General features: G+C 63.0%; 25 protein-coding genes and 1 pseudogene. 6 read left to right on the top strand and 20 right to left on the bottom strand.

What is annotated here, in order from left to right; translation table 11 throughout:
* From FHP89_RS19890 to FHP89_RS19860, 7 genes and pseudogenes are all read right to left on the bottom strand, one after another.
* Nucleotides 1-146, bottom strand: a pseudogene (locus FHP89_RS19890) (IS3 family transposase); the annotation flags it as partial.
* Nucleotides 147-254: 108 nt separating this feature from the next.
* Nucleotides 255-1,439, bottom strand: a complete 1,185-nt coding sequence (locus FHP89_RS19885) for a phosphoglycerate kinase (protein WP_144178992.1) — start codon at nucleotides 1,437-1,439, stop codon at nucleotides 255-257.
* The gene (locus FHP89_RS19880) at nucleotides 1,436-2,503 is read right to left on the bottom strand and encodes a type I glyceraldehyde-3-phosphate dehydrogenase (RefSeq protein ID WP_144178991.1); all 1,068 of its coding nucleotides are present in this window, start codon (nucleotides 2,501-2,503) and stop codon (nucleotides 1,436-1,438) included. Before FHP89_RS19880 ends, FHP89_RS19885 begins: the two co-directional genes overlap by 4 nt.
* Nucleotides 2,504-2,566: 63 nt before the next feature.
* Entirely contained in the window at nucleotides 2,567-3,583 is a 1,017-nt protein-coding gene (gene gap / locus FHP89_RS19875; protein WP_144178990.1) for a type I glyceraldehyde-3-phosphate dehydrogenase, read from the bottom strand.
* A 51-nt stretch (nucleotides 3,584-3,634) separates the two neighbouring features.
* Entirely contained in the window at nucleotides 3,635-5,665 is a 2,031-nt protein-coding gene (gene tkt / locus FHP89_RS19870; RefSeq protein WP_144178989.1) for a transketolase, read from the bottom strand.
* 153 nt (nucleotides 5,666-5,818) lie between these two features.
* Complete coding sequence (locus FHP89_RS19865) at nucleotides 5,819-6,694, bottom strand: phosphoribulokinase (RefSeq protein ID WP_144178988.1); 876 nt, start codon at nucleotides 6,692-6,694, stop codon at nucleotides 5,819-5,821.
* A gap of 30 nt (nucleotides 6,695-6,724) precedes the next feature.
* A complete protein-coding gene (locus FHP89_RS19860; protein ID WP_144178987.1) occupies nucleotides 6,725-7,534 on the bottom strand; it encodes an inositol monophosphatase family protein in 810 nt (269 codons plus the stop codon).
* Between the two features lie 178 nt (nucleotides 7,535-7,712).
* On the opposite strand from FHP89_RS19860, the gene FHP89_RS19855 reads away from it, so the two are divergent.
* The 5 genes from FHP89_RS19855 (at nucleotide 7,713) to FHP89_RS19835 (ending at nucleotide 13,315) form a co-directional block, all read left to right on the top strand.
* Nucleotides 7,713-8,432, top strand: coding sequence for a 16S rRNA (uracil(1498)-N(3))-methyltransferase (locus FHP89_RS19855; RefSeq protein ID WP_144178986.1), 720 nt, complete (start codon nucleotides 7,713-7,715; stop codon nucleotides 8,430-8,432).
* Nucleotides 8,433-8,460: 28 nt separating this feature from the next.
* The gene (gene pap / locus FHP89_RS19850; RefSeq protein ID WP_144178985.1) at nucleotides 8,461-9,942 is read left to right on the top strand and encodes a polyphosphate:AMP phosphotransferase; all 1,482 of its coding nucleotides are present in this window, start codon (nucleotides 8,461-8,463) and stop codon (nucleotides 9,940-9,942) included.
* Nucleotides 9,943-10,045: 103 nt separating this feature from the next.
* Nucleotides 10,046-11,395: an amino-acid N-acetyltransferase gene (argA, locus tag FHP89_RS19845; RefSeq protein ID WP_186300353.1), complete on the top strand. Its 1,350-nt coding sequence runs from the start codon at nucleotides 10,046-10,048 to the stop codon at nucleotides 11,393-11,395.
* Nucleotides 11,396-11,437: 42 nt separating this feature from the next.
* Complete coding sequence (locus FHP89_RS19840; RefSeq protein ID WP_144178984.1) at nucleotides 11,438-12,973, top strand: GGDEF domain-containing protein; 1,536 nt, start codon at nucleotides 11,438-11,440, stop codon at nucleotides 12,971-12,973.
* Between the two features lie 69 nt (nucleotides 12,974-13,042).
* Nucleotides 13,043-13,315: an oxidative damage protection protein gene (locus FHP89_RS19835; protein WP_144178983.1), complete on the top strand. Its 273-nt coding sequence runs from the start codon at nucleotides 13,043-13,045 to the stop codon at nucleotides 13,313-13,315.
* Between the two features lie 64 nt (nucleotides 13,316-13,379).
* Here the strand turns inward: FHP89_RS19835 and phoU are convergent, their stop codons facing one another.
* Together phoU and rpiA are read right to left on the bottom strand one after the other, a co-directional pair.
* On the bottom strand, nucleotides 13,380-14,081 hold the full coding sequence (phoU, locus tag FHP89_RS19830) for a phosphate signaling complex protein PhoU (RefSeq protein WP_144178982.1): 702 nt from the start codon (nucleotides 14,079-14,081) through the stop codon (nucleotides 13,380-13,382).
* 63 nt (nucleotides 14,082-14,144) lie between these two features.
* On the bottom strand, nucleotides 14,145-14,807 hold the full coding sequence (gene rpiA, locus FHP89_RS19825) for a ribose-5-phosphate isomerase RpiA (protein ID WP_144178981.1): 663 nt from the start codon (nucleotides 14,805-14,807) through the stop codon (nucleotides 14,145-14,147).
* Between the two features lie 146 nt (nucleotides 14,808-14,953).
* Here rpiA and FHP89_RS19820 point away from each other — a divergent pair, with 146 nt between their 5' ends.
* On the top strand, nucleotides 14,954-15,364 hold the full coding sequence (locus tag FHP89_RS19820) for a YidB family protein (protein ID WP_144178980.1): 411 nt from the start codon (nucleotides 14,954-14,956) through the stop codon (nucleotides 15,362-15,364).
* A gap of 59 nt (nucleotides 15,365-15,423) precedes the next feature.
* Here FHP89_RS19820 and FHP89_RS19815 read toward each other — a convergent pair whose 3' ends face one another.
* The 11 genes from FHP89_RS19815 to FHP89_RS19765 all read right to left on the bottom strand — a co-directional run.
* Nucleotides 15,424-16,560 carry a mechanosensitive ion channel family protein gene (locus FHP89_RS19815; protein WP_144178979.1) on the bottom strand — a complete coding sequence of 379 codons (1,137 nt, stop codon included), beginning with the start codon at nucleotides 16,558-16,560 and terminating at the stop codon, nucleotides 15,424-15,426.
* Nucleotides 16,561-16,713: 153 nt separating this feature from the next.
* Nucleotides 16,714-17,163 (bottom strand): universal stress protein, encoded by a 450-nt coding sequence (locus FHP89_RS19810; RefSeq protein WP_144178978.1) that lies wholly within the window; start codon nucleotides 17,161-17,163, stop codon nucleotides 16,714-16,716.
* 177 nt (nucleotides 17,164-17,340) lie between these two features.
* Complete coding sequence (locus FHP89_RS19805) at nucleotides 17,341-19,122, bottom strand: sodium:solute symporter family protein (RefSeq protein ID WP_144178977.1); 1,782 nt, start codon at nucleotides 19,120-19,122, stop codon at nucleotides 17,341-17,343.
* A gap of 12 nt (nucleotides 19,123-19,134) precedes the next feature.
* Nucleotides 19,135-19,398, bottom strand: a complete 264-nt coding sequence (locus FHP89_RS19800) for a DUF4212 domain-containing protein (RefSeq protein ID WP_144178976.1) — start codon at nucleotides 19,396-19,398, stop codon at nucleotides 19,135-19,137.
* 227 nt (nucleotides 19,399-19,625) lie between these two features.
* Nucleotides 19,626-19,922 (bottom strand): DUF4212 domain-containing protein, encoded by a 297-nt coding sequence (locus FHP89_RS19795; protein ID WP_144178975.1) that lies wholly within the window; start codon nucleotides 19,920-19,922, stop codon nucleotides 19,626-19,628.
* A gap of 66 nt (nucleotides 19,923-19,988) precedes the next feature.
* Nucleotides 19,989-20,720 carry an LrgB family protein gene (locus FHP89_RS19790; RefSeq protein WP_391525984.1) on the bottom strand — a complete coding sequence of 244 codons (732 nt, stop codon included), beginning with the start codon at nucleotides 20,718-20,720 and terminating at the stop codon, nucleotides 19,989-19,991.
* The gene (locus tag FHP89_RS19785; protein ID WP_144178973.1) at nucleotides 20,720-21,070 is read right to left on the bottom strand and encodes a CidA/LrgA family protein; all 351 of its coding nucleotides are present in this window, start codon (nucleotides 21,068-21,070) and stop codon (nucleotides 20,720-20,722) included. The genes FHP89_RS19790 and FHP89_RS19785 overlap by 1 nt, the downstream gene beginning before the upstream one ends.
* Before the next feature lie 14 nt (nucleotides 21,071-21,084).
* On the bottom strand, nucleotides 21,085-22,023 hold the full coding sequence (locus tag FHP89_RS19780) for a nucleoside recognition domain-containing protein (protein WP_144178972.1): 939 nt from the start codon (nucleotides 22,021-22,023) through the stop codon (nucleotides 21,085-21,087).
* Between the two features lie 224 nt (nucleotides 22,024-22,247).
* The gene (locus tag FHP89_RS19775; RefSeq protein ID WP_144178971.1) at nucleotides 22,248-24,488 is read right to left on the bottom strand and encodes a bifunctional diguanylate cyclase/phosphodiesterase; all 2,241 of its coding nucleotides are present in this window, start codon (nucleotides 24,486-24,488) and stop codon (nucleotides 22,248-22,250) included.
* A gap of 95 nt (nucleotides 24,489-24,583) precedes the next feature.
* The gene (locus FHP89_RS19770; RefSeq protein WP_144178970.1) at nucleotides 24,584-25,342 is read right to left on the bottom strand and encodes a sulfite exporter TauE/SafE family protein; all 759 of its coding nucleotides are present in this window, start codon (nucleotides 25,340-25,342) and stop codon (nucleotides 24,584-24,586) included.
* A gap of 353 nt (nucleotides 25,343-25,695) precedes the next feature.
* The coding region (locus tag FHP89_RS19765; protein ID WP_144224980.1) for a type IV pilin protein at nucleotides 25,696-26,181 on the bottom strand (486 nt) is incomplete at its 5' end.

Below are 26,181 nucleotides of genomic sequence, written 5' to 3'. Positions count from 1 at the left end.
TGCTCGAGCACCTGGATCACATGGCTGCCCGGCATGGCATGGGCGACGGCGATGTCGATGCACTCGTGGCTGAAGTCGTCGGCCACGGTCAGGCATTTGAGCCGGCGACCGCTGGCGAGCGCGTCACTGACGAAGTCCATGGGTAATCCCCACTGCCAATCAAGTGGTACGGCTGTCGGGGAGCAGGTCAGATTCACGACAGATAAAACAAAGGCCACCTCTTGGGTCGCCTTTGTCATTCAAGTGCCGAAAAATTAGTTGTCGAATCGTTCTTCGAGTGCCGCGATAGCGGGCAGAGTTTTTCCTTCTAGAAACTCAAGGAAGGCGCCACCACCGGTGGAGATGTAGCCGATATCTTCAGCGATGTGGAACTTTGCGATGGCGGCGAGGGTGTCACCGCCGCCGGCGATGGAGAAGGCTTCGGAGTGCGCGATGGCTGAGGCCATCATTTTGGTACCTCCAGCGAACTGAGCGTGTTCGAAGACACCGACCGGGCCGTTCCAGACAATGGTGCCGGCGTGGGCGATGATATCTGCGAGTTTGGCGGCGGTTTTTGGACCGACGTCAAGGATGCGGTCGTGTGCGCCGACTTCATCCGCGGGGATGCGGTTGGCGCGGGCCAGGGCGGAGACTTCATCGGCGACGACGACGTCCACGGGGAGGGGGACTTCGGCGCCGCGGGCTTTCATCATGTCCATGATGGCTTGCGCCTCCTTGACCAGTTCGGGTTCGGCGAGCGATTCACCGATGCGTTTGCCCGAGGCGAGCAGGAAGGTGTTGGCGATGCCGCCACCGACGATGAGCTGATCGACCTTGTCGGCGAGTGTGCGCAGGATGGTGAGTTTGCTCGATACCTTTGCGCCACCGACGATGGCGACCAGTGGGCGGGCCGGGTTTTCGGTCGCCTTGGATAGCGCGTCGATTTCAGCGCCCATGAGCATGCCGGCACAGGCGACTGGTGCAAAGCGTGCGATCCCCTCCGTCGTGGCTTCCGCGCGGTGTGCGGTGCCGAATGCGTCATTAACGTAGACGTCGCACAACGCGGCCATTTTCTTGGCGAGCTCTTCGTTGTTCTTTTTTTCGCCGACGTTGCCGCGGCAGTTCTCGAGCAGCACGACCTCGCCCGGTTTGACTTCAAAGTCGCCATTGATCCAGTTGTTGATCAGGCGGACCGGGCAATTGAGTAGCTGGCCGAGGCGCACGGCCACAGGCATTAGGGAGTCGTCTGCTGACAGCTGGCCTTCGGTTGGGCGACCGAGGTGAGAGGTGACCATGACCGCGGCGTTTTGGTCCAAGCAGTACTGGATGGACGGAATGGAAGCCCGGATGCGGGTGTCTTCGGTGATGTTGCCGGCGTCGTCTTGCGGGACATTGAGGTCGGCGCGGATGAAGACGCGCTTGCCGCTGACGTCGAGTTCGTTGAGTTTTTTGACTTTCATTGCGGGGTTTCCAGAAGTGAATCCAAAGAATCCGTGCTTGGCCAGCTGGGGTGCCAATGATGCAGCACGTCGACCATGCGGCTGGCGAAGCCCCATTCGTTGTCGAACCAGATTAGCAGGCTGAGGAGGTGTTCGCCGCCGACACGTGTCTGACCACCGTCGATGACGGCGGAGTGCGGGTCGTGGTTGAAATCGATCGAGGCGTGAGCCTGTTCGGTGTAGGCGAGCCGCGCCTGATGTCGGCGATGGGCGGCATCGGCGAGGAGCTGGTTGATCGTCTTGACGCTGCTGACCGGTGCGCGCACGGTCAGCGCCAGTTCGATGGCTGAGACGTTGAGTGTCGGCACCCGAATGGCCTTTGCCTGAACGCGTCCGGTGAGCCTGGGCAGCAGGCGTTCGACGCCGCGGGCCAGTCCGGTAGCGACCGGGATGATGGACTGCATGGCGGAGCGGGTGCGGCGCAGATCGGTGTGGTGGTAGCCGTCGATCAGGGGCTGGTCGTTCATCACCGAATGGAGGGTGGTGAGAATGGCTTGGTCGACACCGTAGGCTTGATCGATGATATCGAGTACCGGGACGACGGCGTTGGTTGTGCAGGAGGCATTGGAGACAATGCGCTCGTTACCGGTGAGTGTGTCGTGATTGATGCCGAAAACGATGGTGGCGTCGACATCCTCGGCGCTGTTGGCCGGGTGCGAGAGGAGGATGCGCGGGCAACCGGCGTTGATGAAGCGCTGCAGTTCTTTGCGTGTGCCGTAGTGCCCCGAGCATTCGATCACCAGGTCGATGTTCATACTGGCCCAATTGACGGCTTCGGGGGTCGTCTCATGCGTGACGGCGATGCGCTGGCCGTTGATCACCAGCGTGTTCGTCTCCGTCTCCACCACGCCGGGGAAGCGCCCATGAGTCGAGTCGAAGCGGGTGAGGTACTCAATGCTCGCCAGATCGGCCGGTTCGTTGATGGCGACGACGCGATAGGCGTCGCGGTAGGGCGATTCGTGCAGGGCGCGCAGCAAACAGCGGCCGATACGACCGTATCCGTTGATGGCCAGGCGAAGTGTCATGGGCAGGTCCGGCAGGCGTGAACGAAAACGGGGACGCTTTGAGCGCCCCCGTGCTCGGGTCAGTTACTTAGCCTGCGCGAAGGCGCGCGCGGCGTCGAGCATGCGGCAGGAGTAGCCCCACTCGTTGTCGTACCAGGCCAGCACTTTGACCAGCGTGCCATCAATCACGCGGGTCTGGGTGGCGTCGAAGGTGGACGATACGGTGGTGTGGTTGAAGTCGCTGGAGACCAGCGGTTCGGTGTTGACCGCCAGAATGCCCTTAAGCGGGCCATTGGCCGCAGCGGTCATCAGCTCGTTGATCTCTTCCTTGGTGGTCTGACGCTCGGCGGTGAAGGTGAGGTCGACCAGCGATACGTTGATGGTTGGCACGCGCAGGGCGAAGCCGTCGACCTTGCCCTTGAGCTGCGGCAGCACCAGGCCAACCGCTTTGGCGGCGCCGGTCTTGGTCGGGATGATGTTGGCGGCGGCGGCGCGGGCACGGCGCAGGTCCTTGTGGCGCACGTCCACGGTCACCTGGTCGTTGGTGTAGGCGTGGATGGTGGTCATCAGGCCTTGCTTGATGCCGATGCTGTCGGACAGCACCTTGGCGACCGGCGCGAGGCAGTTGGTGGTGCACGAGGCGTTGGAGACGACGGTCATGCCTTCGCCGAGCACTTCTTCATTCACGCCCATGACGATGGTGGCGTCGACATCGTCTCCGCCCGGCGCCGAGATCAGCACGCGCTTGGCGCCCATGTCGAGAAGCTGCTGAGCCTTGGCTTTGCTGGTGTAGGCGCCGGTGCATTCGAGCAGCACGTCAACACCGTGGCTGCCCCAGTTCACGCCTTTCGGATCTTTGGTGGAGTAGAAGGGGATCTTCTTGCCGTCGATGATGATCGTGTCTTCGCCTTCGGTCTCGACCGAGGTCGCAAAACGACCGTGCGTGGTGTCGTACTTGAGCAGGTGCGCATTGGTGGCCAGGTCGCCCGAGGCGTTGATGGCGACAAGCTCGAACTCTTCCTGCAGACCTTGCTCGTAGATGGCGCGCAGAGTGCAGCGACCGATGCGGCCGAAGCCGTTGATGGCAACTTTGATCGTCATGGATAGCGTCCTTCTTTCTCTAGTTTGAATCCGGTAAGTATTCTGTTTGCCTCAGCCCACGCGTGCGCGTACGGCGTCGACCACCGCTTCGGCGGTAATGCCGAAGAGCTTGAACAATTCGCCCGCCGGGGCCGATTCGCCAAAGCTGTCGATGCCGATGACTGCGCCTTCGAGGCCAACATACTTGCGCCAGAAGTCGGTCACGCCGGCTTCGACCGCAACGCGCGGGATGCCGGCGGGCAGTACGGCAGCTTTGTACGCGGCATCCTGACGGTCGAATACGTTGGTGCAGGGCATGGAGACCACGCGCACGAAGGTGCCGATGTCGGCGAGCGCTTTCTGCGCAGCCATGGCCAGCGCGATTTCTGAGCCCGTCGCGATGATAACTGCATGCGGGGCGTCGGCGCGTGACGCATTGCCGGCTTCGGACAAGACATAGCCGCCATGGTGAATCGCGGCGGTCTGCTCGGCGCTGCGCGCCTGGAAAGGCAGGTTCTGACGCGAGAAGCACAGGGTCGACGGGCCGTCGGCGCGCTCGATGGCGTGCGCCCAAGCGACGGCTGACTCGGTGGTGTCGCAGGGGCGCCAGACATCCATGTTGGGGATGTAGCGCAGCGTGGCGGTCTGCTCGACGGGTTGGTGCGTCGGGCCGTCTTCGCCGAGGCCGATGGAGTCGTGGGTGAATACGAAGATCTGGCGCAGCTTCATGAGTGCAGCCATGCGCAGGGCGTTGCGCGCGTACTCGCTGAACATCAGGAAGGTGGCGGTGTAGGGGATCAGGCCGCCGTGCAGGCTGGCGCCGTTGGCGATCGCCGCCATGCCGAACTCGCGCACACCGTAGTACACATAGTTGCCACCGGTGTCGCGGCTCACGCCCTTGGCGCCCGACCACAGTGTGAGGTTGGAGCCGGCGAGGTCGGCGGAGCCGCCGAGCAGCTCGGGCAGCTTCGGGGCGAAGGCTTCGATGGCGTTCTGGCTGGCCTTGCGGGTGGCGATGGTTTCGCCCTTTTCGGCGATTTTGGCCAGCACGGTGTCGACATGGGCGGGCCAGTCGGTCGGCAGGGTGCCGCTCATGCGGCGCTCGAATTCGGCAGCCAGCGCCGGGTGTGCGCTGCGGTAGGCGGCGAAGCGGGTGTTCCACTCGGTTTCGGCGGCGGCGCCGGCCTCGCGTGCATTCCAGGCGGCGTAGACGTTGTCGGGCACTTCGAAGGGCGGGTGATTCCAGCCAATATATTCGCGTGCGGCGGCGATTTCTGCGTCGCCCAGCGGCGCGCCGTGCACATCGTGGCCGCCTTGCTTGTTGGGGGCGCCGGCGCCGATCACGGTCTTGCAGCAGATCAGCGTCGGCTGCGTGGTGTTGGCTTTGGCCTGTTCGATGGCGGCCTGGATGGCGGCGCTGTCGTGGCCTTGCACGTCGCGGATCACCTGCCAGCCATAGGCTTCGAAGCGCTTCGGCGTGTCGTCGGTGAACCAGCCGTCGACATGGCCGTCGATGGAGATGTTGTTGTCGTCATAGAAGGCGGTCAGCTTGCCCAGGCCCCAGGTGCCGGCGAGCGAACAGGCTTCGTGCGAGATGCCTTCCATCAGGCAGCCGTCGCCGAGGAAGACCCAGGTGCGGTGATCGACGATGTCGTGACCGGACTGGTTGAACTCATCGGCCAGCACTTTTTCAGCCAGCGCCATGCCGACCGCGTTGGTGATGCCTTGGCCGAGCGGGCCGGTGGTGGTTTCGATGCCCGGCGCGTAGCCGTACTCGGGGTGCCCCGGCGTCTTGCTGTGCAACTGGCGGAAGTTCTTCAGATCGTCGATGGACAGATCGTAGCCGGTCAGGTGCAGCAGGGCGTAGATCAGCATCGAGCCGTGACCGTTGGACAGCACGAAGCGGTCGCGGTCGGCCCACTTGGGGTTGGCCGGGTTGTGCTTGAGATTGTGACGCCACAACACTTCGGCGATCTCGGCCATGCCCATGGGCGCGCCGGGGTGGCCCGACTTGGCTTTCTGGACGGCATCCATGGCCAGTGCGCGAATCGCGCCGGTGATCGGGTTGAACTGGGGCAGTGTGACGTTGCGCTCAGACGACATCGCTCTCTCGCGGCTCATGGGCCAGATTGGGGAAAGGCGGAATTATCGTCGAAATGGGCGCGCTTGGGTACCCGCTTGTGCGTCGCAGCAGCCCGGCGGGCGGTATGTTTTTTGCCGGATTATTGTCATGGAATCATTGTCTTGCCATGAAAATCAGACCCACTGACGACGACGCTCCATGAGTTTCCAGATCAGCGGCGTGAGGACGAGTTGCATGGCCAGGTCCAGCCGGCCGCCCGGTACGACGATGGTATTGGCGCGTGACATGAAGGAGCCGCTGATCATGTTGAGCAGGTAGGGGAAGTCCACGCCGCGCGGGTCTTTGAAGCGCACGACCACCATGGATTCTTCCAGCGTCGGGATGTCGCGCGACGAGAAGGGGTTGGAGGTGTCGACCACCGGCACACGCTGGAAGTTGATATGGGTGTGCGAGAACTGCGGGACGATGTAATGCACATAGTCGTGCATGCGTCGAAGGATGGTGTCCTGAACCGCGTCTTTCGAATAGCCGCGCAAGCGGGTATCGCGATGCAGCTTTTGAATCCATTCCAGGTTGATGGTCGGCACCACGCCGATCAGCAAATCGACATGGCGCGCGATGTTGACGTCTTCGGTCACCATCGCGCCGTGCAGGCCTTCGTAGAACAGGCAGTCGGTGCCCACCGGCAGGTCTTCCCACTCGGTGAAGGTGCCCATCGGCAGGTTCCAGCGCAGCGATTGCGCCTCGTTGTGCACATAGTGGCGACGCCGGCCGGTGGCCGAATCGCCATAGGCGCGGAAGATCTGCTCCAGATCGGTGATCAGGTTGGCCTCGGGGCCGAAATGGCTGATGCCGCGCTCGCCGCGGGCTTCGGCTTCGTCGATGAGGCGCTTCATTTCGTCGCGCGGATAGCGATGAAAACTGTCGCCCTCGATCACCGCGGCGTTCACGTTCTCGCGATGAAAGATCGCCTCGAAAGTGTGTTTGACCGTGGTTGTGCCCGCGCCCGACGAGCCGGTGACGGCAATGATCGGATGCTTCATCGACATGAAATGACTCCGGAGAAAGACCGACGAAAATCAGGAATGACTGGACACCCAGGTGCGCCACTGCTGGAACAGGCCGGGGCTCGCCGCGGCGATGACGCCGCGCTTGACCGCCGGGCCGGCCATCAGGTCGCCGCCGTCGAGGGCCGCGCATTCGCCGCCCGCCTCTTGCAGAATCAGGCGGCCGGCGGCGTAGTCCCACAACATCTGGCCGCCGTGAATGTAAACGTCGAGTCGGCCCGCCGCCACAAAACACCATTCCAGCGCGCTGGAGCCGAAGTTGCGCTGCGAATAATAAGGCGGACGCACGGCCAGTTCATCGGCCAGATGGTGGCTGACCCGCTTGAAGTCGACGCCGGCGACCGCTTCGCTCAGGCGTTCGGCCGGTTGGCGCAGAGGCAGCTCCGTGCCGTTCAGATAGGCGCCGGCACCGGCGGCGGCGTAGAAGCACTCGTCGGTCACCGGGTTGTACACCACGCCGAAGCGCGGTTCGTGGTCCATCAGGTAGGCGATGGACACCGCGAAAAAAGGCACGCCGTTGGCGAAATTGGTGGTGCCGTCGATGGGGTCGATGCACCACAGGCCGCGCTTGCCTTCCGCCCACAGACGGGCTTGCTGCTCGGGGCTCATCTCTTCGCCCAGCACCGGGCCGGGCGCCAGATCGGGCAAGGCTTTGGAGAACATCCGCTGCGACTCGAGGTCCGCTTCGGTGAACAAGGAGCCGTCGCTTTTTTTCTGGCGTGCTGTATTGAGGTGTCTCGGCAGGATCACGTCGCGGGCGATATCGCGGACGACGGATTCGAGGGCACGGGCGCGGGACAGACGCTTGGCGGCGGTATTCATGCGCAAAATTCCTGCTGTCGGGGCGGTGCGGCGATCTGGCAGCCGGTGCCCCAAGGAGTTGCCGGATGCCGGCGAACCGGGGCGGGCAACTCCGTTGAATTGGAGGCGACAATCGGGTGAGTCGGGCGAAGCGCCGAGCACTGGAATATCCAGGCAAAGCCGACCTTATAATAGCATGATGACTCATCGATTCTTTTGCCCCGGCCCCCTGTCCGCGGGCGCCTCCGTGGTGTTGCCCGATGACGCCGCCCACCATGCAACGCGGGTCTTGCGCCTGCGCGCCGAGACCGCGATCGAGGTGTTCGATGGCGCAGGGCAGGCGCACCCGGCCACCTTGGTGTCCATCACATCGCCCGTGACGGCCGTGCTCGGCCCCGCGCTGACCTTGGATCCGCCGCCGCGCTGCCGGATTACCCTGGTGCAGGCGCTCGCCAGCGGTGACAAGATGGATTGGGTGGTTCAAAAGGCGGTGGAACTGGGCGTGGAAGTGATCCAACCTGTGGCGGCCAAGCGGTCGGTGCTGCGGCTGGACGGCGCGCGGGCCGAGAAGCGGCTGGCACACTGGCAGAAAGTGGCGGTGTCGGCGTGCGAACAGTGCGGGCGGAATCGCCTGCCGCAGGTGATGCCGATCGTGTCGCTTGAGCGCTGGCTGACTGGCGCGTCCGGCGGTTGGGTGTTGGCGCCGGCGGCGCCGCAGGCCTTGCGCGCCCGCCCGGTGCCCCAGAATGCCCAGATCACTTTGCTGGTCGGCCCCGAAGGTGGGTGGGATGATACCGAACTGGCCGCCATGGCGACCCGGGGTGTCGAGGCGGTATCGCTTGGGCCGCGCGTATTGCGTACCGAAACCGCTGGTCTGGCTGCCGTGGCGGCCATACAGGCGCTGTGGGGTGACTACTGATCAGTCGCCGTAATGGACGGGAGAGGGCATGTTTGAATCCGCAGAGTTGGGCCACCGTATCGACAAGGCCGTGTACGAGGCTGAAGTGCCGTTGTTGCGGGCCGAGTTGCTCGACGCCCAATTCGATTTGCGCGAATTGGCCGAATGCGCGGTGGTGGTGCTGATCAATGGTGTCGATGCCGCCGGCAAGGGCGAGACGGTCAATCTGCTTGGCGAGTGGATGGACCCACGCCACCTGGTCATCCGCGCCTTTGACCGGCCCAGCGATGAAGCGCGTCAGCGCCCGCCCATGTGGCGCTTCTGGCGCAGCCTGCCGCCCAAGGGGCGCATCGGCATTCTGTTTGGCAACTGGTATCACGAACCGATTCGGCAGCGGGCCGATCGTCAGATGAAGGCGTCGCGTCTTGATCAGCGCCTGGATGAAATCAACCGTTTCGAAGCCATGTTGGCGCGCGAAGGGGTGTTGCTGATCAAGTTCTGGTTTCATCTGTCGCGTGACCGCCAAAAAGCGCGGCTCAAGAAACTCGCGGCCGACCCGCTGACGCGATGGCGCGTGACCGCCGCCGACTGGCGCAATTACAAGCAGTACAACAAGTTGCGGGATGTAGCCGAGCATGTGCTCCGGCACACCGATACCGCCGAGGCGCCGTGGATTGTTGTGGATGGCTCCGATGCGCGGTACCGCGCATTGCGCGTCGGGCGAACCTTGCTGGCGGCGATGCGCAAACGCTTGGGCGTGGCGCGGCAGTGGCAGACACGCTTGAGTGTGGCGCCGATGGCGCCTGCCGATGACGGGCTCACCCTGCTCGATGCCCTGATGCTCGACCAGCCGATGAGCAAGTCTGACTACGGCCGAGCGCTCGAACGTCTGCAGGGCCGGCTGGCTCTGCTCACCCGCCGGGCGAACTTCAGCCAGCGTGCGCTGGTGCTGGTATTCGAAGGCATGGATGCCGCCGGCAAGGGCGGTGCGATCCGGCGGGTGACGGCGGCGCTCGATGCCCGGCAGTATCAGGTGGTGCCGATCGGCGCACCCACCGAGGAGGAGCGGGCGCAGCCCTACCTGTGGCGCTTCTGGCGACATCTGCCGCGGCGCGGCAAGGCGGTGATCTTCGACCGCTCGTGGTATGGCCGTGTTCTGGTCGAACGGGTCGAGGGTTTTTGCAGCGAGGCCGACTGGATGCGCGCCTATCAGGAAATCAACGATTTCGAAGACCAGCTGACCGAGGCCGGTGCGGTGGTGGTCAAATTCTGGCTGGCGATCAGCCAGGACGAACAGCTGGCGCGCTTCAACGAGCGCGCCAACGAGCCGCACAAGCGCTTCAAGATTACCGATGAAGACTGGCGCAATCGCGAGCGTTGGCCCGACTACGCGCGCGCGGTGAGCGACGTGATCGACCGTACCAGCACCGAGGTGTCGCCCTGGACGCTGATCGAAGCCGACAACAAACGCTTCGCGCGGATCAAAGTGCTCGAAACCATCTGCGATCGGCTGGAGGCCGCGCTGGACTGAGGCGCGTGTCGGTTCGGCTGGCGCAGCATCTGGCCGGGGGATCACGATAGAATAATTGTATTGGCTGCGACTTGCGGCGCCCGGACCACATGACGGAGTACCCGTGCAGGACACACTCACCGATCTCGACCCCGCTGACGAACTGAGCCAGAATTTTGTGGCCTGGGTGCGCGGTGCCGCCCCGTATATTCATGCCTTTCGCGGCAAGACCTTCGTGATCGGCTTTGGGGGTGAGATTGCCGCCGGTGAGCAGGCGCAGAAGCTAGCCTACGATTGCAACTTGCTGTCGGCGCTGGGCATCCGGCTGGTGCTGGTGCATGGCGCCCGGCCGCAGATCGATGCCGAACTGGCGCGCCGGGGCGTGGAGTCGCGATTTCACAACAACGTACGCGTCACCGACGCCGATGCGCTCGATGGCGTAAAAGCGGCAATCGCCGTGACACGCCTGGAGCTCGAAGCGCTGCTGTCGCAGGGGTTGCCCAACACGCCAATGGCCGGTAGCTATATTCGCGTGACCGGCGGCAACTTCATCATTGCCCGGCCCGAGGGCGTGGTTGACGGCGTCGATCTGCAATTCACCGGATCGGTGCGCAAGATTCTGGCCGAAGAGATTGCGGCTGATCTTGACCAGCAAAACGTGGTGCTTATCTCGCCCCTGGGCGTGTCGCCGTCGGGGGAGATCTTCAACCTCACGGTCGAAAACGTCGCCGAGGAAGTGGCGGTCGCCTTGTCGGCCGAGAAGCTGCTGTATTTGTGCGATGCGCCGGGGCTGCTCGATGTCGATGGTCAGCTGATCGACTCGATCACCGCCGATGCCGCCGAACGCATGCTTCAGGCCGGGCAGGGTCTGACCGAAGACCTCGATCTTTACCTGCCGTGTGCGATTCGCGCCGTGCGCAAGGGCGTCAATCGGGTTCACTTGATCGACCGGGATCGTGATGGCGCCTTGCTGCTTGAATTTTTTACCCATCAGGGGGTGGGCACCGTGGTGTCGCGCGACGTGTTGTTCCGCTTGCGCGAGGCGTCGGTCGACGACGTCGGCGCACTGGTCAGCCTGCTCGCCCCGCTCGAAGCCGATGGCACGCTTGTGCGTCGTGGGCGGGAGTTGCTGGAGCAGGAGATCACCCGGTTTTCAGTGGTGGAGCACGATGGCATGCTGGTCGGCTGCGCGGCGCTGTATCCTTTCAGTGAAGAGCGCGCTGCAGAGCTGGCCTGCCTGGCCGTGATGCCGGAATACCGGGAAGCCGGCTTGGGCGAGATGCTGCTGCGGCGTATGGAGCGGCGTGCGCGCGAGCAGTCGCTCGAAGCCTTGTTTGTGCTCACCACGCGTACCGCGCACTGGTTTCGCGAGCGTGGGTTTGTTGAAGTCGGGCCGGAGCGCTTGCCGTCGCAAAAGCGCGATCTGTACAACTTTCAGCGTCGGTCGAAAGTGCTGGTCAAGCGCATCAAGTAAAGACCATAACCAACGACCGCGGACTCCCCATCGGAGGCGGTCATGGCGCGAGGGGCGGGAAAGAAGCACTGGACAATACCGCTATGGCAAGCGCTGCTGGTGGGTTTGGCTGCGTTGCTCGGGGCGGGGTTGGCCAGGGCCGGCGGCGCCGGGGACGCGGCCGAAGCTTTGGCTGCGGCATTGGCCAGTGGCGCGACGGCATTGCTGTTTCTTGGACCGGCCTATCGGCGGGGCGTGGCGGCGAAGCGCCTGAAGCTGATTGCCGAAACCGGCGCAGGAGCCGAAATGGCGTTTTCGGCCGACGGCCGCCTGACGTGGGTCAGCCCTGCCATCGCGACGCTCTCTGGCTATTCGGCGGACGAGTGCGTTGCGGCGCCGGATCTCATCAATTTGCTGGTCGATGAACTGGATCGAGGCTATGCGCGCGAGCAATGTGCGCGTGCCATGGCCGGAGAGACCGGCCAGAGTGAAATGCGCTTGCGACACCGGCAAGGCGCGGTGGTCTGGGTCACGTGTTTCTGGCGTCCGGTGCGTGATGATGGCGGCCAGCTCCAGATGATCCGGATGTCCATTGTGAGCGATCAGGCGCGCAAGACGACGGAGCTCCAGCTGCTCGAGACGGTTGCCGCCTTGCGCCGGGCGCAGGGTTTGAGTGAGCACTATCTGTCGCGTAATCGTGATGAGCGTCAGCGTCTGCAGGCGCTGCTGGATGTCATTGAGCTCGGCATTCTGTTTGTCGACGCTGACCGTCGGGTCCGTTATGCCAACCCGGCCTTGCTGCGGATCTGGGGTTTCGGCGGGACGGGCGAAGGTCTTCTCGGCGTGCGAGATGCGCGATTGTTGGCCGAGGCGATGGCGCAGATGGAGGCGGCGGAGGACTATCGTGCTCACGTGGATGTGGTCCAGAAGCAGCGCGGCCGGTCGGAACCCTATGAGTTGCGCTTGATCAATGGTCGCCGGCTTCAGGAGGTGTCCGCCATGGTCACCGGCGAGGGGACGACACGTTCGCTGGGGCGTCTGTGGGTTTTCGAGGATGTGACGGAACAGCGCCGCGCGTCGGAGGATCTGTTGCGTCTCGCTGAGCGTGATCCGCTGACCAATCTCTACAATCGCCGACGTTTTCATGATGCGCTGGAGTCGGGCCTGGCGGGCGCTCAGCGCGGACAGACGCAGATCGGCTTGATGATGTTCGATCTCGATGGCTTCAAGCCGATCAACGATTCGCTCGGGCATCAGACCGGCGATGAAGTGCTGGTGGCTGTGGCGACATCGATTCGCCGCGTTGTGCGTCGTAATGAGCAACTGTTTCGCGTCGGCGGCGATGAGTTTGCGATCTTGATTGCGGAAGCGAACGAACTGGCGTTGCAGGAGCTGGCGCAACGGGTGGTGACTGAGGTGGCGGGCATCAAGATCGCCGGCGCGGCCATTAGCGCGAGTGTCGGTTACGCCTGCTACCCCGATGACGCGCTGTCGGTGGATGCGCTCGTGGCGGCGGCCGACTCGGCCATGTATCGCGCGAAATCGGCGGGTAAGAACTGCTGGCAAACCTGCGCGGCGCGTGGGCGTCATCGGTCCTGACGGGCGGCGGCGTCTTTTCCGTTAAAATGCGGCCTTGATGATCCATCGATTTCGACACAGGTGAAGACAATGGCAAGAATGGTTCAGTGCGTGAAACTCGGTCGTGAGGCGGAAGGGCTGGATCGCCCCCCGGTGCCCGGCGAAATGGGCAAGCGGGTGTTTGAGAATGTCTCCAAGGAGGCTTGGGGCCAGTGGGTCAAGCACCAGACCATGCTGATCAATGAAAACCGCTTGAACCTGATGGATGTTCGCGCGCGAAAGTATCTCGCCGAGCAGATGGAGCGTTATTTCTTTGGTGGTGGTGCCGATGCGATTGGTGGCTATGTGCCGCCGACCGACTGAGGCGGTTCGCGCCAAATGAAAAGGGACGGCGATGCCGTCCCTTTTTTGCGCCCGTTGAGTGGCTTCAGTCGGTGTTTGCAGCGCGCTCGATATTGGCCAGACCGGTGTGACGCACATCCTGGCCCTTGACCATGTAGATCACGTACTCGGCCACGTTCTTGGCGTGGTCGCCAATGCGTTCGATGGCTTTGGCCATGAACAGGATGTCGATGCCGCGCGAAATCGTGCGTGGGTCTTCCATCACAAAGGTGATCAGCTGACGGATGATGCCCTTGAATTCCGCATCCACCTCGCGGTCCTGGCGCACCACTTCAGCGGCGGCGCTCATGTCGAGGCGGGCAAAGGCGTCGAGCGCCTTGCGCAGCATGTCGACTGCCAGGCTGGCGGCGTGGCGTAGCTCGATTCGGGGTACAAAGGCAGAGTCACTCGAATGCAGGCGCTTGCTCATTTTGGCGATTTTTTTGGCTTCATCGCCGATACGTTCCAGATCGGTAATGACCTTGACGACGGACATCACCAAGCGCAGATCGTTGGCCGCCGGCTGGCGTTTGGCGACAATCTGAACGCAGGCATCGTCGAGCTCCAGCTCTAGCAGGTTGATGCGGTGGTCCTGGTCGACGACCTCCTCCAGGGCATCCAGATCGCCCGTGGCGAGCGCTTCGATGGCCTTGGCGATCTGCAGCTCGACCATGCCGCCCATCTGGAGCACGCGGGTGCGGATGCTTTCAAGCTCGAATTCAAATTGCTTGGAGGTGTGTTCAGTCATGGGGTCAATCGGGCCGGGAGAGTCGAAGGGGGCAAAATACTTAATTTAGATGACAGTTTGATGTCACAGCGCATCAATTCGACGGACGCCGCCGGGCGCGGCAAGCAACAAGGTGTCTGCACCGCGACGCGCAAAGAGCCCATTCGTCACGACGCCAACGATCTGGTTGAGCTCGCTCTCGAATGCGATGGGGTCGGCGAGTTGTAATCCATGGACGTCGAGGATCAGGTTGCCGTTGTCAGTGATGAAGCCTTCGCGCAGGACCGGGCGGCCGCCGAGTGCAGTCAATGCTCGCGCGACCTGGGCGCGGGCCATGGGGATGATCTCGACCGGCAAGGGGAAGCGGCCCAGCGTCGTGACCTGTTTGGTGGCATCGCAGATGCAGACAAAGCGAGTGGCCACCGCCGCGACAATTTTCTCGCGCGTCAGTGCGCCACCGCCGCCTTTGATCATGGCCAGTGAGGCATCGATTTCGTCGGCGCCGTCGACATAGACGGGCAGTTCGGTGACGTCATTCAAGTCGAACAGCGTGATGCCGTGCGCGGCCAGGCGCTGGGCGCTGGCCTCAGAACTGGCGACCGCACCCCGGATCCGGCCTTTCATGCGGCCCAGGCCATCGATGAAGAAGTTGGCGGTCGAGCCGGTGCCAACGCCGACAATGCTGCCGTCGATCACGAAATCGAGGGCGGCTTCGGCTGCGGCTTGTTTCAGTTCGTCTTGGGTCATGTTTCGCTGGTGTCTAGGCGGTGGAATGGCTGCATTCTACCGAAATGCGCGGCCGTCGATCTTGTGAAACCCTGTCACGTGCCTTGTTGCGCGCGATTTGACAGGCCATGATGTCGTGACACGAACAGATTGAAGGAGGGCGCAACATGGGATTGCTTGATCAACTGGCCGGACAGGTGCTCGGTGGCGGTAGCAGCAGCGCGGAGAATCCGATGATGGAGATCGTCAAGTCTCTGATCCAGAACAGCGAAGGCGGCTTGCCCGGCTTGTTGTCGCGCCTGCAGTCGGGCGGGCTGGGAGGTGAGGTGGCGTCCTGGCTGGGGCAGGGTGAGAATCAGCCGGTCGGTGCGGATGCGCTGAGCCAGGCGATTGGCCCGGATACCTTGGCGCAGGTGGCCAGTCAGTTCGGTATGAGTCAGCCGGAAGCGGCGTCGGGTTTGGCCGGTTCCTTGCCGCAGTTGATCGATATGCTCTCGCCGAATGGTCAGGTCGATGACAACTCGGAGATGCTTCAACAAGGGCTGTCGATGCTTGGCGGGCTGTTTGGCAAGCGCTAGAACACCAGTCGTTGTCAGAAAAGAAAAACGCGCCGGCTGGCGCGTTTTTTTTGAGTTGCTCAGGCTTTGACCGGTTGTGCTGCGCGCTCCAGCTCTGGCGCGCTGCCGACGCGGACACCATCGGGTAGATGCAGGGTGCGAGTGGGGAATGCGATTTCTGCGCCGTGCCGGTCGATGATGGCCGCCACGTGCAGCAGGACATCCTGCTTGACCCGATGGAACTCCACCCATTTTGTGGTGTGGGTGAAGGTGTACACGAAGAAATCGACCGACGAAGCATTGAAGGTATTGAAGTGCACGATCATGGTTTGATCGTCGGCAATGTCGGGATGATCGATCAGCATCTGCCGGACGTCATCGGTAATCGCTTGCATCTTGTCGAGATCGTCATATCGGATGCCGATGGTTTCGTTGATGCGTCGATGGGTCATCCGGGCCGGGTTTTCGACGGAAATCTGGGTGAAGATCGCATTGGGGACGTAGAGCGGCCGCTTGTCGAAGCGGCGGATGCGGGTCAAGCGCCAGCCGATGTCTTCGACGGTGCCTTCGATGTCTTTGTCAGGAGAGCGGATCCAGTCGCCGATCGCGAAGGGGCGGTCGAGATAGATCATCAGCGCGCCAAAGAAGTTGGCCAGCAAATCTTTGGCCGCAAAGCCGATCGCGATGCCACCGACGCCGCCAAACGCGAGTACGCCGGAGATGCTGAAGCCGAGCGACTGAAGGGCGATGAGCGCCGTGGTGATGATGACGGTGATGCGTAGCAGCTTGCCGATGGCGGCCACCGTCGAGAGGTCCGCAGGCTGGCCGAGCGCTTCACCGCGCGCGATGATGGCGTGCTCGGTGTTGCCGATCAGGCGGGTGAGTGCCCACGCGATCAGCGCAATCACCCCGACCTTGCGCATCGGGTCGACCGCGTCGAAGATGGGGGCATCGGTATGCTGTCCGACCATGTCGGCCGCAAAGGCGATGCCGAGCAGCCAGATCAGCATCCGCAGGGGGCGGCCGAGCGCCTCAAGTGCGGCGTCATCCCAGACCAGCGAAGTCTTTCGGGCTGCCGCGATCAGACGCGTGAGGACGCGACTGATCACGAAATTGGCCACGACAACGGCGAGGACGACGAGAAACACTTGAGAGGTCAGGCCGCTCTGCGTGGCATCGAAGCCCAAGGTAGTCAGCCAGTGAGTCAGATGTTCCATGAGTATGCGTGGTGTGTTGTTGCGATGGGTGACACATGGAGAGGCCGGCGGTGGGGATGAAAGCGGCCGTCCTGCGCAATGAAAAACGGGGGTGCTGCCCTCCATGTGGAAGGCGGCACCCCCGGATGATAGCAGGCTGTTTGTGAGCGGGCCTTATACGGTGCCGCGGACAACCATCACCGAAATGCTCACTTTCTTGAGCAGTTTTTCAGCCACGCTGCCGAGCAGCAGGCGTTGCACGCCGCGACGCCCGTGTGAGCCGACGATCAGCAGATCGGCGCCCAATTGGACGACGGCCTGCACGATCTGATCGGAGGTTGAGTGATGCTCGGAAGCGAGCAGTTTGCTTTCCGGCTTGGTGCCGGCGGCGGTCGCCGCGGCGACGGCGCTTTCGAGCACGCTTTGGCCCTCTTTGATCAGGGCTTGTTGAACCGCGTCCCGGCTGGCCAGGGTGACGCGGTTGAAATGCGCAAATAGCGCCTCATCCACGGCATGTACCACGGTCAGGCGGGCGCCGCTGGCGGCAGACAGGGCGGCCGCCTCTTCAATGGCGCGTTGTGAGGTGGGGCTGTCGTCAACGGCAACGATGATGTGCTTGTACATCTGGGGCCTCGAATTCGGTGGGTTTCGGGGAGGGAAGTCTTGGTGCTGTGCAGCGTACCACCGAGAAGGCGTCTGCCGTTATCGGCGTTTTCCCCAAGTCGCCGGTGTGTTTCGGACTATCCAAAAGAAAACCCCCGCCGAAGCGGGGGTTGTCTGAACACCCAGGGGTGTTTCTACTTAGTGGGTCGCGCCACCTGCACCACGCGGGGTACGGATGGATTCGACCAGATCCTGGATGTGCTGCGGCGGCTCAACGGTCATCTTGGCAACCATGATGGCGACTGCGAAGTTGACGATGGCACCGATCGCACCGAAGGCGTTCGGCTGGATGCCGAGGAACCAGTTGGGGCCCAGGTCACCCAGGAACTCAGTGCCCTTGATGAAGAGGATGCCCTTGTGCTGGAACACATACAGCATGGTGACCGAGATACCCGCGATCATGCCGGCGATCGCACCTTCCTTGTTCATCCGCTTGTAGAAGATACCAAGCATCAGCGCGGGGAAGATGGAGGCGCCAGCCAGACCGAAGGCGATCGCCACGGTACCAGCGGCGAAGCCCGGGGGGTTCAGGCCAAGGTAGCCAGCGACAACGATCGCGCCAGCCATCGAGATACGACCTGCGCGCAGTTCGGATTTCTCCGAAATGCCCTTCATGAACACGCCCTTGAGCAGGTCATGAGAGATGGCGGAGGAGATGGCCAGCAGCAGACCAGCAGCCGTCGAGAGCGCAGCGGCCAGACCACCGGCTGCGACCAGGGCGATCACCCAGTGCGGCAGCTTGGCGATTTCCGGGTTGGCCAGCACGATGATGTCGCGGTCGACCTTGACCATCTCGTTGCCTTTCCAGCCGAAGCCTTCGGCTTTCGCGGCCATTTCCGGGTTCTTGTCGTTGTAGTACTGGATGCGACCGTCGCCGTTCTTGTCTTCGAACTGCAGCAGACCGGTCTTTTCCCAGTTCTTGAACCACTGCGGACGCTCTTCGTACGACAGGTTGCCTTCCGGCGAACCGATTTCACCCGTCTGGATGGTGGCGTGCAGGTTCAGGCGAGCCATGGCACCAACCGCCGGAGCCGTGGTGTAGAGGATCGCGATGAACACCAGCGCCCAACCCGCGGACGAACGTGCGTCGGACACCTTCGGCACCGTGAAGAAGCGAACGATCACGTGGGGCAGGCCTGCGGTACCGATCATCAGCGACAGGGTGTAGACAAACATGTCGAGACGGCCGGCAATGGTCTGGGTGGTGTATTCCTTGAAGCCCAGTTCCGTCACCACGAGGTTCAGCTTGGCCAGCAGTGTCATGCCGGAGCCATCTGCCATCGTCGAGCCGAGGCCCAACTGCGGCAGCGGGTTGCCGGTGAGGTTCATGGAGATGAAGATCGCCGGGATGGTGTAGGCGAAGATCAGGACCACGTACTGTGCGATCTGCGTGTAGGTGATGCCTTTCATGCCGCCCAGGGTGGCATAGAAGAACACCAGCGCCATGCCGATGTACAGGCCGGTGTCGTAATCCACTTCAAGGAAGCGCGAGAACGCCACGCCAACGCCTTTCATCTGACCGATCACGTAAGTGATGGAAGCCAGGATCAGGCAGATGACGGCAACGATACGGGCCGTATTGGAGTAGAAGCGATCACCGATGAATTCTGGCACGGTAAATTTGCCGAATTTCCGGAGGTACGGCGCCAGCAGCATGGCCAGCAACACGTAGCCGCCCGTCCAGCCCATCAGGAACAGCGAAGCGCCGTAGCCGTTGTAGGCGATCAGACCGGCCATGGAGATGAAGGAGGCTGCCGACATCCAGTCAGCGCCAGTGGCCATGCCGTTGGCGATGGGGTGAATGCCGCCGCCGGCGACATAGAATTCGCCGGTGCTACCAGCGCGTGCCCAGAAGGCGATACCGAGGTACAGGGCAAAGGTTGCCCCGACGACGATATAGGTCAGTGTTTTCAGATCCATTCGTCAGTCTCCTCAGTCTTCGTGAACGTCGTGTTCGCGGTCGATCTGACCCATCCGGTGGGCGTAATAGAAAATCAGCGCCACGAAGATGTAGATCGAACCCTGCTGTGCGAACCAGAAGCCGAGCGGGTAACCGCCCAGCATGATGCTGTCTAGCATCGGCTGCAGGATGATGCCGAACCCGAAGGACACGACAAACCAGATAATGAGCACGGTGGTCAGCAGGCCGAGTGTGGCGCGCCAGTACGCGTCGCCTGACCCTTGTGGCTTCTCCATCGCCTATCTCCTCTCAAATATTATTGAATGCCACTTCCGGACGGCGTCCGATGGCGGTAGCCAGCGTGTTCCCTGGCGCCCTCCACCAGCACACCGGGTCAGTGAGTGGACAAACCACGCGCTGCCGGAAAGTGACGGGCAGATGGAGTATCGAGAGGAAAGCTTACAGAAACCTTAATGCGCTTTATCGAGGCATTAATTTGACCGCGGGTGTCGGCCGTGGCGGCTTACTCGCCGGATGACGGGAAGCGGGTGCGCGGCTCGCCGGGGGCGGATTCACGCACCCAGTCGCGGTCGAGCCGGTTCATGTAGCTGACGTAGATGCCAATGATGATCAGGTAGATCAGCAAGGAACCCTGGGCGAAGAGATAGAAGCCAAAGGGAAAGTTGAACAAGGTGAAGCGGTTGAGCTCATCGGCGAAGTAGCCGGCGACGAAGGTGCTTATGAACCAGACGCACAGCAGCGCGACGGTCAGTCGGGTGTTGCGTTGCCAGTAAGCGCGTTGCGCGGGTTTGGGTTGCATCGGTCGCCTCCGGACCGAGTATCGGTCAGATCGCCACGGTGGGCAACGTCTGTGAGCGGCGCCGTGCTACGCGAACCAGCGACTGAGCCAGGGCAGCAGCCAAGGCGTCAGCAGGGCCGTGAGCAGGCCATTGGTGGCCATCGCCAGGGCGGCAAAGGCCCCCGTTTCCGCGCTGATCTGAAAGGCGCGCGCGGTGCCGATGCCGTGGGCGGCCAGCCCCATGGCAAAGCCCTGTACGGCGGGGTCGCGGGTGCCAAGCAGGCGGAACAGGCCTTGCGCCACCATGGCACCGAAAATGCCGGTCATGATGACCAGCGCCGCGGTGAGCGAGGGCAGCCCGCCAAGGGCTTCGGCAACGGCCATGGCGATCGGGGTGGTGACGCTTTTCGGGGCGAGGGAGATCAGCGATGCCTCACTGGCGCCGAGCACGGCGCCGGCACCCCACGCGACCACGATGGCGGTTGCCGCGCCGCACAGCAGCGTGATGCCGAGCGGAATGGCCATGGCGCGCAAGCGCTGGATCTGGCCATAGAGCGGAATGGCCAGGGCGACCGTGGCGGGGCCAAGCAGGAAGTGAACAAACTGGGCGCCGTCAAAATAGGTTTCGTAGGGCGTATCGGTGGCCCAAAGGACGCCAACCAGCACCAGCACGGCGATGAGTACCGGATTGACCAGCGGATGCCCGCCGGTGCGGCGATGGAGTTGCCAGGCGCCGAGGTAGGCGATCAAGGTCAGCGTCAGCCCGAGCAGGGGCGAGGCGGAGAGGTAGACCCACAGACCGCTGAAGTCGTGGCGGATCATGAGCCGCTCCCGCGGCGACGCAGGATGACGGTGAGTACCAGCGCGGAGACTGCCAGTGCGGCCAGCGTGCTGATCACCAGCGCAGCCAGCAAGGCTTGCCATTCGCTGGCGAGGCGGTCGGCATGGAGCATGATGCCGGCGCCGGCGGGGACGAAAAGTAGCGAAAGATGCCCAAGCAGTCCGTTGGCGGTGGCTTGCAGGTTTTTACCCGGCCCGCCGCGCAGAATCAGCGCGACAAACAGCAGCGCCATGCCGAGCACCGGGCCCGGCAAGGGAATGCCCAGGCCACGGGCGATGACTTCGCCAGCGAGTTGAAACACCAGTAGCAAGGTGATGGCGTTGAGCACGGGGGGCCTCCTGGTCAGGTGAGCAGTATGTGTCCGATGGTGCGCAGCGCGATCCCAACGGCCCCGCCGATCACTGCCACGCGCCAGACGGCGGCGACGGGTCTGCCGGCCGAAATCAGCACCGCAATGCCCGGGATGTCGAGCGGATGCACCAGAAAACCGGCGCTGGCGTTGAGGCTGGCGACGCTGGCGGTGCCCGCGCGCAGCATGTCGTCCATCACCCCCATCATGGCGGTGCCACCACCGATGAATTTGGTGAGTGTGGGCAGGATCAGCGCGGGGTCGATGCCGAGCAGCACCAGGGTGGGCGCCAGTGCGCCGGTGAGGACATCGATGATGCCGCTGGCGCGCAAGCCGGCGACGGCGACCAGCGCCAGGACGAGCATGGGGATGGCGCCGATGGTGATCTTGAAGGCTTCGGCGCCGGCGCGGTTGATGACGTCGAGCACGCCTTTGGCGTCGTCGGCGACCGGGTGGCGCAGGGTTTCGTCAACGGCGTCTTCCTGGTCGGAGAGGTGTTTGCCGAATACGTGGTAAGTCGTTGCCGCGGCCGCCAGGCCGCCCAGCAGCGACAGGAGGAGGGTGGTGCCGAACGCCAGGCCCATGGTCGACATCGGGATCAGGACGTTGGCCTGACTCATGGCCATCACCATGGCCAGCGTCGCGGCGATATGCCGTGGCGAGGCGCCTCGCTGAGCCATCATGGCCAGCGTGGCCACCGGCGCGGCGAAACTGACAAAGTTGATCTGCAGGGCGGCAAATACGCCGAGGCCGGTCAGACCGGCCGGGCGCAGCAGGGGCGCGAGCTGGCGGACCAGCCAGTCGAGTACGCCGCGCGCTTCGAGCAGGCGCATCAGTGACAGCATGACGACCATCACCGGCAGCAGCACAAACAGGGCTAGTTCAACGCCTGCGCGGCCGGCGCGCAGTACAACATCGAAAATTTCGACCATTCTTGGAGCGTCCGGGGGTGTGCGGGCGCGACGGTGCGCCCGTCACGACGGTGGCCGAAGTTCAGTGCGTGTTTGCGTTGGATGTTTTGTCGACAACCGCCGAGACGCATCGCAGCCATTCTGGGGCCGCGTCATCCGAATGCTGCGTGACGAGGCGGCGCGGCGAGTCTCATGCGAACACGCGTGTGCTTCGGGCCGGCCGTATTCTACGCGATCAGGACAGGCTAGTCGGCGTTGGGGCGGTAGGCATCGAGCCAGGCGGCGAGATCGTCGGCGATCATCGGGCGGGCCAGCAGGTAGCCTTGCATTTCGTCGCAGCCGAGGGCGCGCAAGCGGTCGCGCTGGCTGGCGGTCTCGACGCCTTCGGCCAGTACCTTCATGCCGAGCTGGTGGCCGAGCGGGACGATCATTTCGGCAATCCGTCCGCTTTGAGCGTGTTCGAGGGTATGAATGAAGGAGCGGTCGATCTTCAGCCGGTTGGCGGGTAGGCGGTGCAGGTAAGACAAGGACGAAAAACCTGTGCCGAAGTCATCAATGGCGATGGAGACACCGCGAGCGCGGATGGCTTCGAGCAAGGTGCGGACCTGATTGATGCCCAGGGCCGCGACGGATTCGGTAATTTCGAGTTCCAGGCACTCGGGGCGAATGGACGAGCCGTCCAGCGCATGGTCGAGGATACTCAGGAAATTGGGCTGGCGTAGTTGCACGGTGGAGACGTTGACTGACATGCGCAAGCCCGTGTGTCCGTGCTGATGGAGCGACTCCAGAACATCGATCGACCGGCGAAGAATCCATTCTCCAATGGGGAGGATAAGGGCGGTCTGCTCGGCCACCGGGATGAACCGGTCGGGCGACACATGCGCGCCATTGTCGCCCCGCCAGCGCGTTAGCGCTTCCAGCCCCACCACCCGTCCAGACAGGAGGTCGAGCTGCGGCTGGAACACCGGATAGAGCTGATCGCCTTTGGCCAGTGCCCGGTGCAACGCAATCCGCATCCGGTTGCGGTCGTGTGTTTCGTTGGCAATGGATTCGGAGTAGTAGGCGTGATGGCCGAGCCCGGTGGTTTTTGCACGTTTCAGTGCGATGTAGGCATTTTGTATGCCGTCCGAGCCGCTGCCCTGAACATCGCGCAAATGGACGATGCCGGTGCTGACGGTGAGCGGGTGATCGACCTGATCGATGTTGAATGGCGTGCTGAACAGCCGGCCAATCGCGTCGGGTGTGAGATGTTCGCGCCGGCCCAGCAGCCCGAAAACGTCGCCAGACACCCGGGCGACGAAACACCCGGGAAACTCTTTGCTCAATCGCTGCGCAATGGCGCTCAGCAGCTGGTCTCCGTAGGGGTGCCCGAGGAGGTCGTTGACCGCTGAAAACTGATCGATATCGACGAGGGCCAAGGCCTGTTCGTTGCGGCCGGCGCTGTCGATGGCGCGATCCAGCTCTCTGAGCATGGCTGAGCGGTTGGGCAGGCTGACCAGACGATCAAAATAGGCTTGATCGCGCAAGGCGCTGACCAGCTGGATGTTCTGTGCGCACAAGGACATATTGGTGCAGAACATGTGCAGCAGGCTTTGGTCGAGCTCGTGGATTGGCTCATTGGAGTCGACGAAGACCGCGTAGGCGTGTTGATCCTGGGTTTCAAAGAACAGCGCGACGCTGTGCGCTTCGACCAGATTGCGGCGTTCGCTCAGGCTTTGTCGCAAGGCCGTGGTGATTCTTGGTTCGTCGATGGTGTCGAACGGCTTGTCGGTCAACCCGCTGAAGCGGCCCGCGGCAGCGATGATCTCAACTTCGGCGACATCGCCGTTCTGAGGCGGCTGCTGTGGCGTGCTGGCGCAGACCAGGCCTTCGGGCGGCACCCCGATGAGGCTCGCGATCTGGAGGATGATGCCTTCGGCGAAGCTGCGCAGTCCCGGGCGGGTCATCACGTCGTTACTGGCAGCGATGACCTTTTCCAGTCCGCGTCGGCTGGCGTCAAGGCGACGCAACTGCTCGTAGGAGCGCAGGGCGGCCGTGACAGTGGTGAACAGCTTGTTGCGGGTCAGTTCATTCTTGGTTTTGTAGTCATTGATGTCGTAGCGGCTGATGGCGTCCATTTCAGGCGCCTGGCCGGGTTGTCCGGTACGTAAAACAATACGCAGATTGGTCAGCTGCAGCTCGTCGCGAATGGCGCTGACGATGCGCAGGCCGGCGTCCGGGGTTTCCATCACCACATCGAGCAACAGCACGGCGATGTCTTGCTCGCGGCGGAGCACGGCGAGAGCTTCGGCGCCCGAGTGGGCATGGAGGAACTCAACCGGGCGGCCAAGAATGGGGATGCCCTTGAGCGCGAAGCGTGTGGCTTCGTGGACGTCGGCGTCGTCATCCACCACCAGGATTCGCCACGGCGGTTGCGATGTCATCAGCGCGCCGCGCTTGGGCAGCTTTTCGTCAGCGAAGACGAACTGCCCCTCCCCCTCCGACATAGTGATCCTTCCTCTGAGTTTGGCCGTCGAGGGAATTAACGAATGCCACCGGCTTTTCTTGAGGGATTGCCCACGGCGTCGAGGTCTTTTTTATCTCAGCGAGGCAGGGCGTAGTAGACCGTGAGTCCGCAACCAATGGCGATCACCATGCGGCGCAGCCAGATGGCCGGCAAGCGCCGGGCGAGGCGTGCACCCAGGTAGCCCCCGGCGACGGCCGTGACCAGCATGATCCAGGTGTGCGGCCAGCTGACTGCGCCCGCCACCACAAAAGTGACGACCGCGACGCTGTAGATCACCGCAGACAGCCAATTCTTGAGCGCGTTGATCTCGTTCAGATCGGTATGCCCCTGAATGGCCAGCGCCGCGATCATGACAATGCCCATGCCCGCACCGAAGAATCCGCCATACACCGACACCAGGAACTGAAAAACCGTGCCGCCCAACCCATGACTCGGACCCGTGGTGCCGCGCACGCGCGCCAGCAAGCGCGAGAGTGAGCCGCTCAAGGCGAACAGAAGCGTGGCCGTGCCAAGCAACCACGGGATGAGTTGGGTGAATAGCCGATCCTGCACAGTGAGTAGCAGCAACCCGCCCAGTAGCCCGCCAAGGAAGGCAACCATTGAAAGCGGAAGCAGGCGGTCGCGGTATTTGTACAAGGCGTCGCGACTGGCCAGTGCCCCGGCCAGGCTGGCCGGCCACAGCGCAACCGCATTGCTGGCATTGGCCATGACGGGGGGTACGCCAACGGCGAGTAGTGCCGGAAAAGAAAAGAAGGTGCCGCCACCGGCGACGGAATTCATGGCGCCGGCCATGAAGGCGGCAATGCCGATGAGGGCGATTTCGCTAGCGCTCATGGCGGGTGTGGGTGGCAGTTGCGGGTGACACAAGGGACGTCGATGCGTTGTGGGTCGGTGCTGCAGGCGATGCCGACAGCGACCGGCATACCTGATCGCTGCGGCTAACCCCGACAGTACAGAGTCCCCGCCCGCGGGCGCCCGAAGCCTCCCAAGCGTTCGAACTGACACTGCGAATCATGCGTGTCGGCGCGTTAGAGGCGATAGCGCGAATGGGAGCGTTGGGGCGCATCGGGCACTCCAGAATAGGCGCCCCGATACTACCGCGAGGTTTTGGATTGTTGCGAGCAGGGGACGGCCCCGCAGCGGCAGCGCAAAGCGCTTGGCTGCGCGCTGCTGAATATTCATCCGTGTTACCAGCAGGCTTGAACGGTGCCGCCGGTGGCTCCCTTGACGCCGGTTTCGGTGAGCGACAACGTGCCGCAGGTATCGCCAGCCTGGCTACCGGTGGGGGCCGCATTGAGCGTAAACGTCGTTTGGGTCGCCGCAGCAATGGTCAAGTTGTATGTTGCTGCGCCGCCATCAATCGGGCACTGGGCGGGGTAGAACGCTGCGGCTGGCGCGCCAGTGTCTCCCCCGCCTGTCGCAAGTCCCAGATACGACTGATTGGTAGAGAAGCGACGCTCCATTGCGGCGGCCATGCCGACCAGGGCGCCCGCGCAATCATTGCGCTTGGAGCGCAACACGTACTGCGTGTAGTTGGACGAAGCCGCTACGCGGAGAAGCCGCCGCTGCCGCGACGGCGCAAGAGTGGTCACAATCGAGCCTCGCCCTTCCGTGTGGAGGGATCCTTTGTATGACAAACACGAGGCTCGCGCAAGATGACCGAAAGCATCACG

Origin of the sequence: Denitromonas ohlonensis (assembly GCF_007625205.1) — a bacterium.
Classification (GTDB): domain Bacteria; phylum Pseudomonadota; class Gammaproteobacteria; order Burkholderiales; family Rhodocyclaceae; genus Nitrogeniibacter; species Nitrogeniibacter ohlonensis.
The sequence above is the reverse complement of the archived record's forward strand: the minus strand, read 5'-3'. Positions and strand labels throughout refer to the sequence as shown.